Genomic DNA, 18,388 nt, shown 5'->3' on the forward strand with positions numbered 1-18,388 from the left:
CAAGGAGGCCGCGCGATGATTGCCCCCCTCTCCTGGAAGACCGTCCTCGCCGCCGTCCTGCTCTCCTCGGGCCCGGCCGCCGCCCAGGGCGCCACTCCTCCGAAGCCCGCCGCCGCGACCACCGCGGCCCCCCAGGGCGTCACCCTCCCCAAGCCCACCACCGTCACGCTGAAGAACGGCGCGCGCGTGCTGCTGGTGGAGCGCAAGGACCTGCCGCTCGTCGCCTTCAGCGCGTGGCTGCGCGGCGGCGCGCTCGCGGACCCCACTGGCAAGGAGGGCCTCTCCGCCCTCACCGCGGAGCTGCTCCAGAAGGGCGCGGGCGCCCGTGACGCCCGCCAGTTCGCCGAGGCCGTGGACGGCGTCGGCGGTGTGCTGGAGACGCGCGCGGAGCTGGAGAACCTGGTCGTCAGCGGCCAGTTCATGTCCCGCGACAGCGCGCTGATGGTGGAGCTGCTCGCGGACCTGCTCACCCGCCCGCGCTTCGCCCAGGACGAGCTGGAGAAGACGCGCGCGCGCATGGCCTCCGAAATCACCGCCGCCAAGGATGGTGACCCGCGCGGCCTCATCAACACCTACTTCGAGGCCTTCCAGTTCACCGGTCACCCCTACGGCACCCCCGTGGACGGCACCGAGGCGTCCCTGCCGGGCCTCTCCCGCGACGACGTGCTCGCCTACGCCAAGAGCCAGCTCGGCGGCGACAGGCTCATCCTCTCCGTCGTCGGTGACTTCGACAGCAAGGCGCTCGCCGCGAAGCTGGAGGCCGCGCTCGGCGGCTGGGCCCGCGCCGCCAGCCCCGCCCCGGAGGTCGCCACCACCACCGTCTCCAAGGGCCGCCGCGTCCTGCTGGTGGACAAGCCCGACGCCACCCAGACGTACTTCTCCATCGGCAACACCGGCATCGCCCGGAACGACCCGGACCGCGTCACCGCGAACCTGGCGGGCACGGTGCTCGGCGGACGCTTCACCTCGCTGCTCAACACCGAGCTGCGCGTGAAGTCCGGCCTGACCTATGGCGCCCGCGCCGGCTTCTCCCCGAGCGCCCACCCCGGCCCGTTCGTCATCAGCTCCTTCACCCAGACGGACAAGACAGACAAGGCCATCGACATGGCCCTGGATGTCTTCACCCGCTACCGCAAGTCCGGCATGGATGACGCCATGCTGGCGTCCGCCAAGTCCTACGTGCTGGGCCAGTTCCCGCCCCGGCTCGAGACGGGCGGCCAGGTGGCCGACAAGCTTTCGGAGCTGGCCTTCTACGGCCTGGATGCCAGCGACGTGGACGGCTTCGCCACCGCCGTGGCCGCCACCACCCGCGAGGGCGTGGGCACCGTCATCCAGCGCGCGCTGCCCGCCCCGGAGAACCTCACCTTCGTCCTCATCGGCAAGGCCTCCGCCATCCGGGAGATGGCTCGCAAGTACGGCCCCGTCACGGAGATGAAGATTTCAGACAAGCGCTTCTCCCCGCCGCCCGCGCCCGCCAAGCGCTGAGGCAGGCTCCCACGTCATCCGGGCCCGACACACTTGAACACCCGTCGGGCCCGGGTGTCACACATGGCGCGCAATGCCTTGCGCCGTGAGCAGGAATGCCCCTGTTGGGCCTCCCCGATGCCATCGGCTAGGGTTGACTGGCCTTACTTGAATTGGGGGCTTCACGTGAAGATGCTGCGTTTTTCTTTCCTGCTGGGCGCGACGTGTGTCGCGGCGCTGGCGGGGTGTGGAAGTGATTCGTCCGTGCCAGGGGGACTCGGAGAGGGCTTGTCCTCCGTGGACACGGACTCCCATGGCTCGGGTGACGGGACGTGGATGGGGGAGCCCGTCGCCGAGGGTTGTGGGCCGGATGCGGGAGTGCCCGGGGATGGTGGCTCGCCCGACGCCGGCGTGGATGGAGGGCCTTCGAATCAGCGCGCGGTGCTGGTGAAGGACACCACCCGCTTCTACACGTCGGTGGGCGTCGCCGAGCGCGAGGAGGACCTGTCAGCGAATCCTCCCGAGGTGCTCGTGTTCAACGGGTCCACCTTCACGCTGTTCCTGGGCTCGGCGGCGAACGGAGGGTGGCTCTTCACGGGGGTTCCGCCGGGGCCGTTCTACCTGCGCACGGGGGGGACCTACCTGGTGACGTCCTCGCGCTACGTGGACATCGGCCGCAACCGCCTGGGCCGGCCGGATGCCGAGTACGTGGACATCTTCACCTCGCCCCTCCAGGCCAACCTGCTGGGCCTGGCGCCATGGCAGCCCTACCTGGGCAGCCTGCAGCAGGGCTCCAGCCTGCAGCTCACCTCCGGGCAGGTGGACCTGTATGCGTCTCCCGCTTTCTACGAGGGGGTCCCCGACGGAGCCACCTCCATCGTCACCTCCCAGGCCGAGCTGGGCTCGAACCTGGGCAACTTCCCCGTCTTCGAAGCGGACCGCGGAGACCGGCTGTACATCAACCAGCTCAGTGAGTTCAGCGCGGGCTCGCTCCCCGATGGGCGTCCGCTGGGGTACTCCGCCGTGGAGCGCGCGGTGCAAGCGGGTGCATTCGACCACAGGCCCGACGGCGTCACCCCCATTCCCGTCACGGGCTTGCTCCAGCCGGTGCGGATGCGGGAGTTCCCCCTCGAGTGGCGCCTGCCGGAGTTCGCCCGGCTCACGTCGGAGGTCCATCCCAACGCGCTGCCCGGACTGCCCCGGCTCGATATCGTGCCCGGCCCGCACGGACTGGCGGACGGGTGGATTGGTTATACCGGGGAGTTGCTCACGCTGAGCCTGCCCCGGGGGGCCGCGTATGACTTCACGGCCCGCCTGAAGTTCGGCAATCCCTATCCGTCGAACTGGGGACTGGTGGGCGTGGTGTCCTACTCGTTCCGGAACCTGGAGGCGCTGCCGGATGGCTCGGGCCGGCTGGGCAGCATCTCCGGGAGCTACACGGCCTGGGATGAGTTCGACCACCTCATCGCGGGGCCCGTGTCGCCGCGGGTGTCGCCGCCCCGGTCCTTCACCATCGACGGCGTGCCCGCGAGCGTTCCGCGCAAGGTGGGCACCGCCAGCCCCGTGCTCGCCTGGGTTCCGCCGGCGATTGGCACGCCCACGGCCTACCGGGTGGCCATCTCGCGGCTCGACCTGGACTTCGGCTTCTCGACGACGTGGAGGTCGTTCTACCTGCCCGGCTCGGCCACCCAGCTCAGGCTGCCTCCGGAAGTCCTCGAGCCCGGCACCACGTACCACGCCACGGTGGCCGCCATCGACAGCCCCCAGGTCGACATCGAGTCCTACCCCTTCAGGACCCTGGAGCGGCTGCCCTACCGCTCCGCCAGCACCGTGAGCTCCTACTTCACCACGCCGTGAAGCGTGCGTGACGGTTGATGGAATGGCACCCCGGCCCCGGTGTTCTTCATGACGCCGGGGCCTTCGTGTGTCTGGTGTTTCCGGTGGCACACGCCCCTCGCGCGCGAAACGCAGGTTGCCTTGAGATGTCTCGGGGGCGTCTCAAGTACTTGCGCGGTGAAGGCGGGTCAGGCGTCCCTGGGGAGTCTCCATGGTATCGGGCGGGGAGCACGATTCCTCCTGAGACAGGTGGTTCATCATGATGATGCCGCGGAGTTCTTCCCTGCTGGGCACGACGTGTGTCGTGTGGCTGGCGGGGTGTGGAAGTGGTGCGTCCTCCTCCGAGCGGGAGCCCCAGGCGACAGGCCAGACGCTGCTCGCCGATGACACGGTGCTGGTGACGAGCACCACGCGCTTCTACACCTCGGTGGGCATCGCCGAACGCGTCGAGGACCTGTCGGCGAGTCCTCCTGAAATCTACACCTATGACGGGATCCGCTTCTCGCGAAACACCGGCTCCGCGGTGCCGGGAGGGTGGCGATTCACGGGCGTGCCGCGAGGGGAGTACTACCTGCGCGCAGACCCCATCAACATGGTCGACATCCTCACGTCCGCGCGTCACGTGGATATCGGCATCAACCGTCTGGGGCGTCCGGATGCCGTCTATACGAACGTCGACTGGTTTCCCCTCCAGCTCGACCTGCGAAACCTGTCGCCCTGGGTGCCGTGGACGGGTGACTACCAGCAGGGCTCCAGCTTTCAGGTGGTCTCCTCGGAGGTGGACATGATGGGGGAACTGACCCTCTTCGAGGCTTTCCCCGAGGGGGCGACCTCCATCGTCACCAATGAAGCGGGGCTGTACTCCTATCTCTGGACCAACATCCCCGTGTTCCAGGCGGACCGGGGGGACCGGCTGTACGTCAATCAGTTCAGTGAGTTCATCGCGGGCAGGACGTCCGATGGGACGTTGGTGGGCTACTCCTCCTTGACGCGCTCCGTGCACCTGGCGCCCTTCGACCTGGTGCCGAGCTGGGAGGAGCCCTTGCCCCTGCCCATCTCCGCGGAGTTCCAGCCCGTGAATGAAAGAGAGGTCGCTCTCGATTGGCGCCTGTCCGAGTTCGCACGCATGGCTCCGGAGGCCCACCCGCGCGCCGTCCCCAGGGGGTCCTCGTTCGCGGTCCGGCCCGCTCCCCATGGACCGGCGGATGGGTGGGTTGGCTACGCGGGGGAGTTGCTATGGATGGACATGCCCCAAGGGACGGCGTCTGACTTCACGACCCGCCTGCGGTTTGGCAACCCGTACCCTTCGAACTGGGGCGTGGTCGGCAGTGTGTCCACCCTTTATTTCTCTCCGACACAACTGCCGAGCAACCCGGCGCGTTTCATCAATCTGGCGAGTTCCTATACCGCGACCGAGGCGATCGAGGACCTCACCGCCGGCCCGGTGATTCCGAAGGTGTCGCCGCCTCGCTCCTTTCGCATCGACCGGAAGCCGGCCAGCGACCCTCAGCGGGTGAGCTCGCTCAACCCCATGATTTCCTGGGTCCCTCCCGCCGTCGGCAAGCCCACGGCCTATGAGGTCAAGGTCAGGCAGTACCTCCCCGAGTACGGTGCCATGCTGGACCTGGGGTCCATCTATGTCCCCGGCTCGGTCAGGGACGTGCGACTGCCCCCCGGAAAGCTAAAGCCGGGCGCCGAATGCTACGTGACGGTGACCGCCGTCTACGCGCCCCTGTGGGACGTGGAGCATGCTCCGCTCAGCACGCGGGACACGGTGCCCTACCGCTCCGCCGGCGCCTTCAGTTCCTTCTTCACCGTGCCCTGAGGCGGCGGCGCTGATGGCGCGCTCCGGGCCCCGGCGTTCCTCGTGACGCCGGGGCCTTCGTGTGTCTGGTGTTGCGGGAGGCGCACGCCCCGCGCGCGCGAAACGCCTGTCGCCTCGAATTCCCTCAGGGGGCCTCAAGTACTTGCGCGGTGAAGACTTGTCAGACGTCCCTGCAGAGCCTCCATGGTATCGGTCCTGGCGCACCATTTCTCGAGCGACAGGGGGTCCTTCATGAAACCGCTGCGAATGTCTTTCCTGCCAGGAACGATGTGTGTCGTGTGGCTTGCGGGGTGTGGAGGTGGAGCGTCCCCCGTCGAGAGGGATTCCCAGGCGACGGGCCAGACGTTGCTCGCCGACGACGCGGTGCTGGTGACTCGCACCACGCGCTTCTACACCTCGGTGGGCATCGCCGAGCGCGCCGAGGACTTGTCGGAGAACCCTCCTGAAATCCACGTGTATGACGGGGCCCGCTTCTCGCGCATCACCGGCTCCGCGGTGCCGGGAGGATGGCGGTTCATGGGCGTGCCGCGAGGGGAGTACTACCTTCGCTCGGACAGCGGCACCAGGGTCGACATCCTCACGTCCGCGCGCCATGTGGACCTGGGCGTCGGCAGTCGGGGGCGCCTGGATGCCGTCTACGCGGGGGTCGACTGGTCACCCGCACGGCTCGACCTGCGAAACCTGTCGCCCTGGGTGCCGGTGACGGGTGATTACCAGCGGGGCTCCAGCCTCCAGGTGGTCTCCTCCCAGCTGGACCTGTCCGGCTCGCTGCTCCTCTTCAAGGACGTGCCCGAGGGGGCGACCTCCATCGTCACCGATGAGGCGGAGATGCTGAGCTTCGGCAGGAGCGGGATTCCCGTCTTCCAGTCGGACCAAGGGGACCGGCTGTATGTGAATCAGCTCAGTGAGTTCATCGCGGGGGGAATGCCCGATGGGACGCGAGTGGGGTACTCCGCCGTGGACCGCTCCGTGGAACTGGAGCCCATCGACTTCGCTCCGGACTGGGAGACGCCCATGCCCATCACCGGGGTGCTCCAGCCGCTGGAGCCGAGAGAGGTCACCCTCGATTGGCGCCTGTCCGAGTTCTCCCGCCTGGCGGTGGAGGGGCACCCGCGTGCCTCGCTCGTCCTGTCCTATCTCGAGATTCGCCCCGCTCCCCACAGCCCGGCGGATGGTTGGTTTGGCCATGCGGGTGAGCTGCTCTCGATGTCCCTGCCCCCAGGGGCCGCGACGGACTTCACGGGCCGCTTGCGGTTCGGCAATCCCTATCCGTCGGACTGGGGCGTGGTCGGTCGGTTGGCCCAGAGCTACGCCTATCCGTCACCACTGCCGAGCAACCCGGCGAGTTCCGTCCAATTGACAGGGCACTATTTCGCCATCGACGTGCTCGAGAACCTCACCTCGGGCCCCGTGGTCCCGAGGCTGTCGCCGCCGCGCTCCTTGCGCATCGACCGGAAGCAGGCCAGCAGTTCCAACGAGGTGGGCTCGCTCCATCCCGTGATTTCCTGGGTCCCTCCGGCGGTCGGCAAGCCCACGGGCTATGAGGTGAGGGTGACGAGAATCCATCCGCGCCTGGGGCTCACCCTGAACATGGGAAATATCTATGTGCCTGGCTCGGTCCGGGAGTTGCGGCTGCCGCCCGGCAAGCTGGAGCGGGGGACCTACAACTTCGTGAAGGTGACCGCCATCGAGGCACCCCACTGGGACGTGGAGCATGCCCCGCTCCGCACGCTGGAGTCGGTGCCCTACCACTCCGCCGCCGCCTTCGGTTCCCTCTTCTTCGTGCCGTGAGGTGGGCCATGCCGAGGGCTCCTGGCGTTCGTCGTGACGCCGGGAATGTCACTTGGGGCCGGTGACGTTCCGGGGCGGGGCGGGCGGCTTCGTCAGCGCGCGGTAGCGGCCCTGGCACTTCTGGAAGCGCGCATCCACCGAGCGCGCGAACCACGCCGTGGTGAGCTCTCCCTTCAGCTTGGGGCTCTGGAGCGTCACCTGGGGGAGCTGGGCGTACGCGGGGGATTCTCCTGTCTGGTTCGCGTACACGCGCTTCACCGCGCGGAAGGTCTCTGTCGACTCGAAGTCCTCTTCCTTCTCCTTCTTCACGTCGCGGCGGACCTGTCGCTCGCTCAGCTCCGGGGCGTGGTCTCGACGGAAGGCGAGCAGCGCCGCCAGGGACTTGCTGTCCTCCGAGCGGGGGTCGCCGTTCTTGTCATAGAGTTGCAGGTCTCCGTCCAGCACCAGCGACACCCGGGTGAGCTGGCCCACCTGGGCCTGGAGCGCGGCGTTGCGCGAGGCGTAGACGCCAGCGTTGTAGTCGGCGAAGCGGAAGAGGGGCTGGGGATACGCGGCCTCGTAGCCGAGCAGCCGCGCGGTGCCGAAGCGCACTCCACCCGCGCGCGTGTATAGCGACTCGCGCACCTTCACCGGGTCCGCGTCCTCGCCTTCCTTCTCCACGGCGTATCGGACGCTCACCTGCATGGAGCCCGCGGTGGTGACGGGGTTGAGGTCCTCCAGTCGCCGCGAGGAGAACAGGGCGCTGGCCAGGTTCATCGTCGCGAACGTCGTGGGGTACTCGGCTTCGTAGTACGCGAGCATGTCCCGGAAGAGTCGGTCGAGGTCTCGTTCCGTGCGCACGGTGCGCAGGCGCTCGTCGAAGGTGCGCTTCTGGCCGGCAGCCTTGCCCGCGAGCACCGAGGCCAATGCCTTGTGGCCCAGCGGGCCCAGCGTGTCCGCGTGCTCCTCCAGTCGTGTGCGGACCATGCGCGGGAGGTTCGGGACCGCGGGGTCCGACTGGAAGCCGGATTCCTGTTCGATGACGGCGAGCACGGAGCACACGGCCGAGGGCGACGGCGGCACGTCCTCCGCTTCCAGCGCGGCGAGGACGTCTCGTGCCCAACCCTCGCGCTCCTTCACGTGGGGCGGGAGGAGCTGGGTGACCTGCTGGACCGAGAGACGCGGCGGCGGTGGCACGGTGGGCTCGGGCGTGCCCACGCCTCGCGGTGTACACGCGGCGAGTGCGCAGACCAGGGCCCAGGCGACGCGTGCACGTCCGCGCCGCCGCGTTCCGGTTCCACCTGGGCCTGGGTCATCCATCCGCTTTGCCTCCGGGCACGACACGAGGTTCCACCGAGGTTCGACGGTGGAACAGCCGGCGCGGCGACATCGTCCCGCCGCCGTGTTCCTCGACGGCGGGGCAGCGGGGCCATTCAGTCCGTGACTCGGGGCGTCATCCTACCTTGCCCCGAGGTGGCGGAGGGAGTGGGTTTCAGGCGGACTTCGGCTCAGCGACGGATGCGCACGTCGCGCGCCACGGAGCGCCCACCCATGAGGACGAAGCGCGCTCGCACGGGGGTGCCTGCCTGGAGCTGGCGCAGGGAGACGCGCCGTCCCTGGCGCACGCCCTGGCTGCGCTCGTCGAGCGTCAGTACGTAGTCGCTGCCGTCGCTGTCGCGCACGGTGATGGTGTCGCGGCTCACGCGGGTGACTCGGCCGCTCACGGCGCTGGAGGCGATGACCACGTCCTCGAGCGCGCGGTTCGAGGTGTTCTCGGGGAGCGCGGCCTGCGCTGCGCGCGCGGCGCCCTTGAACCAGTCTTCATCGTCGCTCGCCTGGACCGCTTCCGTGCCGATCATCACCCTGCCGGTCCCGGGGGCCTGGGCTGTCGCGCCGGTGGTGGTGCCGGTGCCCGTTGTGTTGCCGACCGCGGTGGTGCCGGTGCCCGTTGCACTGCTGGCCGACGTGTTGCCAGTGCTCCTCGCGGCGTTGCCGGTGCCCGGTGCATTGCCGGTCGACGTGCTGCCCGTGTTTCTCGCGGCGTTGCCGGTGCCCGTCGCATTGCTGGCCGACGTGTTGCCCGTGCTCCTCGTGGCGTTGCTGGTATTCCGTGCCGCCGCGTTGCCCGTGTTCCCGGTCGCCGCGTTGCCAGTTCCCGGTACGGTGCCGGTGTTCCTCGCCGCGTTGCCTGGAGCTTCAGCGGAGTCCTGCGTGGCGCCAGTCTGGCCCGCGACTCCTCCCGCCATGCTCGGAGGTGGCACCGCCTGCTCCGACTGTCCACTCGCGGACCGCGCGCTCGTCGCGGGGTCCTGTCCTTGCCGCTCGGCACACCCAGACACCCACGCGCAGAGCCCCAACATTCCCACCCACGCCCATCGCCTGCCCATCCAGTCACCTCGCGTTCCCATTCCGCGTTACGTGCCAGGAGACCTGTGCAAGAGGCGTGCTCCTATCGACTAGGGCGTGGGCCTGAGCGCTCGTGAGGGCTCACCGCGACGTGACTCGGGTAGCCGTGGGACTTCAACGCCTGGTCGCCTGCTCGCGAGGTGGGGCGGCTGGGGGCGCGACGTCAGCTCACGTGGGGTCCGCGTCGCTCAGGCCGTCATCGTGCGAGCCACGGCCTTCACGTGTGTGCGCACCAGTTCCCGTGCCGCCATCAACTCCGTGGCGTTGGTGGGCGTGTATCCCAGGCACAGCACCACGTCGTCCTCGGGTGAAGCCCGCACGCCCAGCTTCATGTAATCGAGCATTCGCGGCACCGGCTCGCCCTCCGTGTCGCGCGTGAAGCGGCCGAAGACCGCCGCGTTCGGGTCTCTTCGGGGCGCTGTCTCCTTCAGCGCGAACAGCCGCCGTGTCGCCGCGAGCACGTCCGGCTTCTCCACCATCCGCTCCGGGCGCGCCGGTCCCGCGAGCTCCCACTCCAGCAGCCGCAGGCAGCCGCGCACGAACTCCACGTCGGTGATGACCAGGCCGTACAGGTACCAGTCCGCGCACGCGGCAAGCACCAGTCGCGCCTGCGCGTCCGTGAGCCAGCCGAAGGTGGGGCAGGTGAAGGTCTCGCACACCGATGAGCGGTAGACGCCGCAGTCGCGCAGGTCCGCGCCCCCCGTCACCTTCGGATGCCCCAGACACCCCACCTGCTTGCGCTCCTTGTCCAGGAAGCCCAGCAGCGGACACACCCGGACGGCGGCGAACATCGGCGCCGCGCGCCGTGCCTCCACCAGCTCCCGCGCCGCCGCATGCCACGACTCCGGCTCCATCGGCGCTCGACGCAGCCGCTCCGTCTGCATGGCGAGCTGCTCCGTCAGCGCGACGCGCGAGTGGTCCTTGAAGTTGTAGAGGCCACAGCAGGCGCCGCACGAGGCGCCTCCACCGGGCTGACACAGGTGGAAGGAAACCGTCACGATTCACATCTTACGAACACCAACGATTTATGCAGCGGAATCGTAGCGAGCAGGCGGGCAACCGGCCCCAGGAGGGCAGGCGAGCGGGCGCCTCGGCCCGTCTGGGAGGCTCGCTCCACTCCTTCGAGGGTCGCCCCCCGGGAGAACGACTCCCGGGACTCGGCGTGGCTTCACCCCTTCACCCGTCGGTGGGCGGTGGGCTCAGAACCACTCGGGCCGCATCCGGGCGTAGGAGTCCTCGCCGGTGCGGCACAGGTGAATCAGCAGGGGAATCCGGGGCAGCTCCACGGCGAACCAGTACTGCGCCGTCGCGAGCTTGCCCTCGTAGAAGTCCGCGTCGCCCTGGCCCCGCGCGAGTCCTTCCTTCGCGGCGGCGGCCTGCTCCAGCCAGCGCCACGCCACCGCCAGCACGCTGAACAGGTCCAGGAAGTCCGCGCTGTGGCGCAGCATCAGCTCCACCTCTCCCGCCGCCCCCCGAGCACCCAACTCCGCGACCAGCTCCGCCACCTCGCCCGTGGTGCGCTCCAGCGCCTCACCCCACGTGGCCTCCACGCCGGCCTTCCGGGCCCGCGCCACGGTGCGGCCCACCGCGTCCGCGAACGTCGCCAGCGCCGCGCCACCACCGGCCACCACCTTGCGACCCAGCAGGTCGAGCCCCTGGATGCCCGTGGTGCCCTCATGGATGCTGTTGAGCTTCTGGTCCCTCAGCCATGCTTCCGGCAGGTACTCACTGGAGTAGCCGTAGCCGCCGTGCACCTGCACCGCGAGCGCGTTGGCCTCGAAGCCGCGCTCCGCGGGGAAGCTCTTCGCCACGGGCGTCAGCAAATCCACCAGCAGCCCCGCGCCGCGCCGCGTGTCCTCGTCCTGGGCATGCATCGCGAGGTCCGCCTGATACGCCGCCGTCACCAGCAGCGACAGGCCGCCTTCGACAATCGCCTTCTGCCGCAACAACATGCGCCGCACGTCCGCGTGCTCGATGATGGGGTGCTGCGGGCGCGTGGCGTCCTTGGCTCCCACGGGGCGGCCCTGGGGCCGCTCGCGCGCATAGGCCACCGCCTCGTGGTACGCGACGGACGCGGTGGCCACGCCGTTGAGGCCGACCATGATGCGCGCCTCGTTCATCATCTGGAACATGCACGCCAGCCCGCGCCCGGGCTGCCCCACCATCCACCCCCGGCAGTCGCCCGACTCGCCGTAGTTGAGCACGAGGCTGGGGATGCCCTTCCAGCCAATCTTGTGGATGACGCCAGCCACGCGGACGTCGTTGTCCACCAGCGCGTCACCCTCACGCCGCCGCGCCGGCACCGCGAACAGGGAGATGCCTCGCGTGCCGCTCTCCACGCCCTCCGTGCGCGCCAGCGTGAGGTGCACGATGTTCTCGCTGAAGTCCTGGTCCCCACCGCTGATGAAAATCTTGGAGCCCTGGATGCGCCACGTCCCATCCGCCGCCAGGGTCGCGCGCGTCCTCACGTCCGCCAGGCTGCTGCCCGCCTGCGGCTCGGTGAGGGCCATGGTGCCCGTCCACTCGCCCCGGTACAGCGGCTCCATGAAGGCCGCCTTCACCTCCGCGGTGCCGAAGGCCTCCAAGAGGTGCGCCGCGCCGTGCGTCAGTCCCAGATAGGCATACGCGCTCAGGTTTGCCGCCATCAGATAGGCGCTGGCCAGCGCGTGGACGGTGAGCGGGAGCTGCTGTCCGCCGACTTCCGGAGGCCTTGTGGCGGTGAGCATCCCCAGCTCCACCAGGCGCGGATACAACTCGCGCATCAGCGGATGGACGCGGACTCGGCCGTTCTCGAACGTGGGCGGCTCCGCGTCCAGCGTCCGATACGTGGGGTAGAGCACCTCGCGAGCGAAGCGACGCGCGCTGTCCAGGAGCAGGCCGAAGGTCTCTCGTGAGTGCTCCGCGAAGGCGGGCAGTTCGCACAGGGCGGCGACACGCACCACCTCGTCGAGCTGGAAGTCCACGTCGCGGTCCGACAACAACGGATTGGGGCGGGGCGCGGTCATGCCCCGGTTGTTAGCAGGAGCGTTACCAGGAGGCGATGGCCACTTCGAAGTCGAGCGCCTCCTCGTCGCGCGCTTCGCCCGCCCCGCCGCCGCGCGTTCGCAGTGCGGAACGTCGCCAGCGCTTTCCCGGTCGGCGCGGTGACTGGTGTCGCTCACCCAGGGCTTCCAGAACGGCGAAGGTCATCGGCTCCACGCCCAGTCCCCTGCTGCCCGAGGGCCGACGCATCCGCCCCAGGATTCGGCGCCTCCGAGGTCCTTCATCCCAGCCCGACGCTGATGTGCTCCACATGACAGGCTCCTGCTCCTCGGAGGCATGCGTTTCCACTTGCACGTCTGGCGGCTGAAGTTGGGTCTGGACCTGGGTCCATGCCAGTGTGGGGAGCGCTCGCCCCTTCGCCGTCAGTAGGGAGGGCAACGGAGAGGCCGAGCGATTGTCTGCTCGTCTGCCATGACCCGCCGACCACTCACCCCGAGGACTCGACCGTCCGTCGAGGCCGCCCGCGCGGCGCGGTGTCGGGCACCGGATACTTCCGTCCATGCGACGCACGCTCATGCTCCTGGCCACGGCGCTGACGCTGGTCGCCGTCTTCCTGCTGCTGCACCTGCTGGGGGGACGCCAGTACGTGGGCGCGCTGTCCGGCACGAGGGAGGGCGGCGCGCTGGGGCTCGTCCTGGGCCTGCTCTACGCGCTGGCGTGGTTCGGCGCGGTGCTGTTGGCCCCCATCCTGTTGCTGGCGGGACTGGCGGGAGCCTCGCTCCAGAGGGCTCCACCCACGCGACGCGGTTGAAAGTCCGCGCGAGGCCCGCGCGTTCTCGCGCATCATCGGGCGCATGAACCGCCCCGCGCTCGGAGCCGTCCTCGTGTCCGTTCTCTGCGTCCTCACTGGCTGTGCCGGCACCGCGCCGAACGTCCGGCACGCTCCCGAGGTGGACGCGCTCTTCGCGGACTACAGCGGCCCGGAGCGGCCCGGGGCCAGCCTCGTCGTGCTGAGGGAGGGGAAGGTCGTGCTCAGCCGCGCCTATGGCCTGGCGGACGTGGGCACCCGGACGAAGGCCACGCCGGAGAGTCATTACCGGCTGGCCTCGCTCACTAAGCAGTTCACCGCGATGGCCATCCTGCTGTTGGTGGACGAGGGCAAGCTCCGGCTGGAGGACCGCGTGGTGGACGTGCTCCCCGGGTTCCCCTCGTACCTGGGCGAGGTCCGCATCCACCACCTGCTCCAGCACACCTCCGGCATCTGGGACTACGAGGCGTTCGTCCCGGCCACGCAGACCGAACAGGTGAAGGACCGCGACGTGCTCCAACTGCTTTCGCGCACGGACCGCACGTACTTCCCGCCGGGGAGCGCGGTGCGCTACAGCAACTCCGCCTACGCGGTGCTCTCCCTCATCGTGGAGCAGGTGAGCGGCACGTCCTTCGCCGGCTTCCTGCGCGCACGAATCTTCACCCCCAGCGGCATGGCCTCCGCCGTCGCCCACCAGGAGGGTGTCTCCACTGTGTCCCAGCGGGCCTACGGCCATGCGAGCCGCGAGGAGGGTTTCGTCCCCAGGGACCAGAGCAACACCAGCGCCGTGCTGGGGGATGGCGGTGTCTATGCGTCCGGGGTGGACCTGGCCGCGTGGGATGTCGCGTTGGATTCACACGCGCTGGTGGACGCGAAGACGCAGGCGCTCGCGTGGACGCCGGTGAAGCTCCCGGATGGCGCCTCCGGGCGTTATGGCTTTGGCTGGTTCGTCGACGAGGACCAGGGCCGCACGCGCCTGTCACATCACGGTGAGACGTGTGGCTTCACCAACGCCATCGTGAAGTATCCGGACCAGCGTCTCACCGTCATCGTCCTGACGAACCGCGCGGGCGGCGCGCCGTGGACGCTCGCGCAGCAGGTCGCCGACCTGTGGCTGGGCACGGCCGCGACGCCGCGCCCCTGGCCTTTCGAGAGCATGGCCAACGCGCATTGAAACAGCGCGACAAGCCTCAGTGGCTCAGCCGCTCCGTCAACCAGACGCGCGCGTAGGCCCAGTCTCGTTTCATCGTGGCCTGCGACACACCCAGCGCCGTCGCCGTCTCGGGGAGGCTCAGGCCCGCGAAGTAGCGCAGCTCCACCAGCCGGGCGAGCCGGGGCTGGAAGGTCTCCAGCTCCGACAAGGCCCCCTCCAACTGGAGGACCTCCAGGTCAGGGCCCGGGGCTTCCAGGTCCAGGTGGCGGATGCTCAGCCACTCCCGCCGCGCGTCGCGACGCTGATGGAGTGAGGCGCGGGCCCGGTCCACCAGCACCCGCCGCAGCGCCTGGACGGCGACCCCGAAGAAGTGGCGACGGTCCTCGGGTTGGAGCGCATCCGTCCCGAACAAGCGCGTCCAGGCATCCTGAATCAGCACGGTGGGCTGTAGGGGATTGTGGGGAGCCATCTCGGGTTGGACGGCGCGGGCCATCCGCCGCAGCTCCCGATAGGTGGCCGCCGTCAGCGCGTCCCTCGCGCCCAGGTCTCCCTCTCGTGCTCCCTCCAACAAGACCGCCAGCTCCGTCGTGCTCATGGTGTCCCCCGCGGCTCCAACCGCGCCGCCCCACGGAAGCGCTCTCCGCGTCCCTCCTTAACGACGGATTCGCGGGAAATCCTTGAGTGGCCGGAAAGTACCCCTCACGCGGAAACCATCGGGCAAGGCCCGGAGATCGGGGTGGACGCCCGGAGCACGGCGCCGGGAGGTCGCGAGCGCTCGGCGGCCGTCCGCGCTTCGATACATCACATCCCGAGTTGATACATCGACGCGGACGCGGGCGGGCTTGTCACCGGGCTCAACGCAGCTCGTCGTTTGATGACAGGTCGCTGTTCCATGAACACAGTGGAGTTCTGTTCCAGATGTCGAGCCTGTCGACATGTCACAAGGTATCGCGCGAGGAGCAGACGGGCGGGGCGAGGAGGACCCGTTTACATTCGTGTCCAAGAAGCCCGAGCATCGTGTTCATCCATGCTTTTGCTCCGCGGTTCGTGTCACGTGTCGACAGCTTGTCGTGTCTCGGGTTTTTCAACGTGTCCTCCTGTGCAGGGTGGTTTCGCGGGGAGGGCCGTCTCGGGGTTGGCGAGGCTGGGGTGGATGGTGCTCATGCTGCTCGTGCTCGCGCCCTCGGCGCGGGCGGAAGGCCCGGGCGCGCGGAGCGTGGAGCTGGAGAGCGGGTGGCGGTATCGCTGGGGTGACTCGCCGGTGGGGCCGGATGGCGTGCCCACGTGGGCGCATGAGGCGGACGCGGAGGACTGGCGGCCCATGGTCGCGTTGCGTGAGCCTCCAGGGAAGGAGTCAAACACCTTCCTGTGGCTGAGCCTCCCCGTGCCGCACGGGACGTGGCTTGAGCCCGCGCTCTTCCTGGGCACGGTGGCGAATGCGTTCGAGGTGTACGCCGGGGGTCGCCGCGTCTACGCGAGCGGGACGATGAATCCCTCGGGCCATGAGTCGATGGAGAACATGGCGTGGAACCTGGTGACGCTGCCTCCCTCGGTGCCCGGCACGCGGGTGTTGCTGCGCATCCAGAGCACCGGGCAGACCATCGGCGCGAGCCGGGAGGCGCGGGTGGGCTCGCGGCACGAGCTGGCCGCGCGGGTGACGCGTGACGGGCTGGCGCCCTTCGTCATGGGCACACTGCTGCTCGTCGTCGCGGCGGTCTCCGCGGGGGCGGCCCTGCTGCGGCGCCAGAGACGGATGTTGGTGGCGCTCACGGTCTTCGCCGGAGGTTCGGGGCTGATGTTGCTGGGCTCCAGCGGGCTGCTGGTGTCCCTCTGGGACGCGAAGCTCTTGAGCAGTCAGCTCACGCTGCTGGGCGCCTACCTCCTCCTGCCGGGACTGGGGTGGTTCATCTCCGACAGCATCCTGGAGGGACAGCTGCGCTGGTTCCGCTGGGGCGCGACGGTGCTCTCCGTGCCCGCCGCCCTCCAGAGCCTGATGTTGTTCGTGGACCTGGGGACCGTGTATCGGCAGCTGCACCTCTTCACGTTCTACTCGCTGCCGTGCCTGTTCCTGTGCGTCATCGTCGCGGCCCGCGCCGCGTGGCGGGGGAGCATCGACGCGCGCATCTTCGTCGTGGGCCTGGGCGTGCTCACCTTCGTGCTGCTGCTCAGCACGCTGCCTTTGCTCGGGTTCACGGAAGTGACGGGCACCTACCACCACTGGGGTTTCATGGCGCTCACGGTGTCCCTGGTGGGCATCGTCGCGCGGCGCTCGACGATGGTGGTGCGCTCATTGGCGTCACACACGCGCCAGTTGGAGGCGCGGAGCAAGGACGTGCGGGAACTGGCCACGGGCATGGGCCGCGGCGCCGGGGAGCTGGCGACGGTGGTGCAGCAGCTGCGCACGTCGAGCGAGGAGCAGACGGTGGGCATTGGCCGTCAGGCGACGGCGCTCAAGGAGTTGGAGCAGACGGTGCAGGAAATCCGTCAGGGCTCGCTGGTGACGGCGGACAAGACGCGACTGCTGGCCAGCTCCATCGTCGTCGCGGAAGAGGCGGGTCGCGACGGCGGCGCGGCCATCGACCGGACGTTGAGCAACCTGGAGGCCATCCGGGTGGAGGTGTCGGAGATGGCCCGGCGCATCCTCGCGCTGGATGCGCGCACGCGGGAGATTTCCGGCATCGTCGACACGGTGAAGGGGCTCGCGGACCAGTCCAACATGCTGGCCGTCAACGCGGCGATTGAAGCCGCGCGCAGCGGTGAGCACGGCCGGGGTTTCGCCGTGGTGTCGCGCGAGGTGCGCAGCCTCGCGGACCAGTCCATCCTCGCCACGCAGCGCATCCGCGAGGTGCTGGAGGGGGTGAACACCAGCATGCGCGAGGCCGCGAAGATGAGCGAGCAGGGCGAGCAGCGGGTGAAGGTGAGCTTGGACGCGGTGCGTGTCTCCGGCTCGCAGTTGCAGAAGCTGGCGGGCATCATCGGCGACACCAGCAGCAGCGTGCGGCAGATTTCCATGGCAGTGTCCCAGCAGGACGCGGGCACGTCCCAGATAGCCATGGCCATCCAGGACCTGTCCGGACAGATGCAGCAGACGCTGCGGGTCGTGGAGGAGACGCAGCGGGTGTCGCGCTCGGTGCAGACGCTGGCGGAGAGCATGTCCGGCGCGGCTGGCAAGGCGCTCCAGTCGGGCACGCTGGGCGCGTGAGTGCCCGTGACGACCTCCGCCATGCGCGTGGCCACGTGCAGGCGCGTGCCGCCATGGTCGAAGCGCGTTCCCGGCGCGGCGACGGGGGCCAGCGTGGAGTGGGTGTTCACACACGCGGCCAGGGTGATGCCAGGCCGCGTGGTGAACGGGAGTTCCTTCTCCATGCCCACGCCCGGTGCGCCGAGCGAGGACAGGCCATGTCCCAGCTCAGTTCAGCGAGTGGGTTGGCCCGGACAGACGCCGCTCCAGTACCCGACATACGGCGTCGAGGTGTCACCCCAGGTGACGACGGTGCCTCGGCACTTGCAGATGATTCCGCCCACCTGCTCGAAATGGGAGGCGTCGCTGTAGAAGTTGTACTCCCACAGCATCGTGCCGTCGCACGCGTCGAGCGCACCCACCTGGCTGACGTTGGGGGCCTGCTCCGCGTCTTCCTCGCCCGTGACGCCGCACCCCGAGAGGACTCCGAACGCCAGCATGGCTCCGATGAGGTGACGCGACTTCATGTCGAACTCCGTGGGTGGAAGGTCTGATGCCACTGCGTGGCGATAGTAATCGAAGTCAGGGGTCGATGGGGGCGGGGCAGAGGGGGATGAAGGAGTCGCACGCGAAGCGCTGGGTGCAGTAGCCGCCCGCCTGCGTGGGCCAGGCATAGGCCGTCCCGTAGGCGGAGCCCGGGGGACACTCCAGGGTGTGCTCACTGACATGGCACCATTCAGCGGGGTCGCACTCCCAGGGGCCGGAGAGCGACTGGCGGACCGCGGCCTCGGCCTCGGGGACTTGCGATTCAGCGCCTCCTCCACAGCCAGTCAGCAGCAAGGCCACCACGAAGGCACCGCTCCACGTCTGACGATTCATTGAACGCTCCCGGGGATGAGGGAGTGCGACTTCACTTCCAGTGGCGGCTGGCGCCAAGGAGAATCGAGGGGCCGGCGGTCCTGG

At 69.2% G+C, this 18,388-nt stretch carries 16 protein-coding genes; 8 read left to right on the forward strand and 8 right to left on the reverse strand.

Annotation, left to right across the window (positions count from 1 at the left end):
- Positions 1-15: 15 nt before the first annotated feature.
- The 4 genes from FJV41_RS14070 to FJV41_RS14085 all read left to right on the forward strand — a co-directional run bounded on the left by FJV41_RS14070 (position 16) and on the right by FJV41_RS14085 (position 6,916).
- Positions 16-1,485 (forward strand): M16 family metallopeptidase, encoded by a 1,470-nt coding sequence (locus FJV41_RS14070; protein WP_141642987.1) that lies wholly within the window; start codon positions 16-18, stop codon positions 1,483-1,485.
- Between the two features lie 171 nt (positions 1,486-1,656).
- Entirely contained in the window at positions 1,657-3,321 is a 1,665-nt protein-coding gene (locus FJV41_RS14075) for a fibronectin type III domain-containing protein (protein ID WP_246137203.1), read from the forward strand.
- Positions 3,322-3,559: 238 nt separating this feature from the next.
- On the forward strand, positions 3,560-5,125 hold the full coding sequence (locus tag FJV41_RS14080; protein ID WP_141642989.1) for a hypothetical protein: 1,566 nt from the start codon (positions 3,560-3,562) through the stop codon (positions 5,123-5,125).
- A gap of 231 nt (positions 5,126-5,356) precedes the next feature.
- Complete coding sequence (locus tag FJV41_RS14085; RefSeq protein ID WP_141642990.1) at positions 5,357-6,916, forward strand: hypothetical protein; 1,560 nt, start codon at positions 5,357-5,359, stop codon at positions 6,914-6,916.
- 48 nt (positions 6,917-6,964) lie between these two features.
- Here the strand turns inward: FJV41_RS14085 and FJV41_RS14090 are convergent, their stop codons facing one another.
- Together FJV41_RS14090 and FJV41_RS14095 are read right to left on the reverse strand one after the other, a co-directional pair.
- Complete coding sequence (locus FJV41_RS14090; protein WP_306440879.1) at positions 6,965-8,113, reverse strand: DUF1615 family protein; 1,149 nt, start codon at positions 8,111-8,113, stop codon at positions 6,965-6,967.
- 290 nt (positions 8,114-8,403) lie between these two features.
- Positions 8,404-8,754 (reverse strand): hypothetical protein, encoded by a 351-nt coding sequence (locus tag FJV41_RS14095; RefSeq protein WP_220137853.1) that lies wholly within the window; start codon positions 8,752-8,754, stop codon positions 8,404-8,406.
- On the opposite strand from FJV41_RS14095, the gene FJV41_RS14100 reads away from it, so the two are divergent.
- Positions 8,744-9,355: a hypothetical protein gene (locus tag FJV41_RS14100; protein ID WP_141642993.1), complete on the forward strand. Its 612-nt coding sequence runs from the start codon at positions 8,744-8,746 to the stop codon at positions 9,353-9,355. The genes FJV41_RS14095 and FJV41_RS14100 overlap by 11 nt on opposite strands.
- A 134-nt stretch (positions 9,356-9,489) precedes the next feature.
- Here the strand turns inward: FJV41_RS14100 and FJV41_RS14105 are convergent, their stop codons facing one another.
- The 3 genes from FJV41_RS14105 to FJV41_RS14115 all read right to left on the reverse strand — a co-directional run bounded on the left by FJV41_RS14105 (position 9,490) and on the right by FJV41_RS14115 (position 12,595).
- Positions 9,490-10,299 (reverse strand): hypothetical protein, encoded by an 810-nt coding sequence (locus tag FJV41_RS14105; RefSeq protein WP_141642994.1) that lies wholly within the window; start codon positions 10,297-10,299, stop codon positions 9,490-9,492.
- Positions 10,300-10,500: 201 nt separating this feature from the next.
- Positions 10,501-12,306: an acyl-CoA dehydrogenase gene (locus tag FJV41_RS14110; protein WP_141642995.1), complete on the reverse strand. Its 1,806-nt coding sequence runs from the start codon at positions 12,304-12,306 to the stop codon at positions 10,501-10,503.
- Positions 12,307-12,328: 22 nt separating this feature from the next.
- Positions 12,329-12,595 carry a hypothetical protein gene (locus FJV41_RS14115; RefSeq protein WP_141642996.1) on the reverse strand — a complete coding sequence of 89 codons (267 nt, stop codon included), beginning with the start codon at positions 12,593-12,595 and terminating at the stop codon, positions 12,329-12,331.
- 247 nt (positions 12,596-12,842) lie between these two features.
- On the opposite strand from FJV41_RS14115, the gene FJV41_RS14120 reads away from it, so the two are divergent.
- Together FJV41_RS14120 and FJV41_RS14125 are read left to right on the forward strand one after the other, a co-directional pair.
- Positions 12,843-13,094, forward strand: coding sequence for a hypothetical protein (locus FJV41_RS14120; RefSeq protein WP_141642997.1), 252 nt, complete (start codon positions 12,843-12,845; stop codon positions 13,092-13,094).
- A gap of 73 nt (positions 13,095-13,167) precedes the next feature.
- Entirely contained in the window at positions 13,168-14,265 is a 1,098-nt protein-coding gene (locus tag FJV41_RS14125) for a serine hydrolase domain-containing protein (RefSeq protein WP_246137199.1), read from the forward strand.
- Positions 14,266-14,281: 16 nt separating this feature from the next.
- Here the strand turns inward: FJV41_RS14125 and FJV41_RS14130 are convergent, their stop codons facing one another.
- Positions 14,282-14,839, reverse strand: coding sequence for an ECF-type sigma factor (locus FJV41_RS14130; RefSeq protein ID WP_141642999.1), 558 nt, complete (start codon positions 14,837-14,839; stop codon positions 14,282-14,284).
- A 558-nt stretch (positions 14,840-15,397) separates the two neighbouring features.
- Between FJV41_RS14130 and FJV41_RS14135 the strand changes: the two genes are divergently transcribed.
- Positions 15,398-17,446 (forward strand): methyl-accepting chemotaxis protein, encoded by a 2,049-nt coding sequence (locus FJV41_RS14135; RefSeq protein ID WP_141643000.1) that lies wholly within the window; start codon positions 15,398-15,400, stop codon positions 17,444-17,446.
- A gap of 212 nt (positions 17,447-17,658) precedes the next feature.
- Here FJV41_RS14135 and FJV41_RS14145 read toward each other — a convergent pair whose 3' ends face one another.
- Together FJV41_RS14145 and FJV41_RS14150 are read right to left on the reverse strand one after the other, a co-directional pair.
- Positions 17,659-17,952, reverse strand: coding sequence for a hypothetical protein (locus FJV41_RS14145; RefSeq protein ID WP_141643001.1), 294 nt, complete (start codon positions 17,950-17,952; stop codon positions 17,659-17,661).
- 55 nt (positions 17,953-18,007) lie between these two features.
- On the reverse strand, positions 18,008-18,304 hold the full coding sequence (locus FJV41_RS14150; RefSeq protein ID WP_141643002.1) for a hypothetical protein: 297 nt from the start codon (positions 18,302-18,304) through the stop codon (positions 18,008-18,010).
- Positions 18,305-18,388: the final 84 nt, after the last annotated feature.

The organism is Myxococcus llanfairpwllgwyngyllgogerychwyrndrobwllllantysiliogogogochensis, from assembly GCF_006636215.1.
Taxonomy (GTDB): Bacteria; Myxococcota; Myxococcia; order Myxococcales; family Myxococcaceae; genus Myxococcus; species Myxococcus llanfairpwllgwyngyllgogerychwyrndrobwllllantysiliogogogochensis.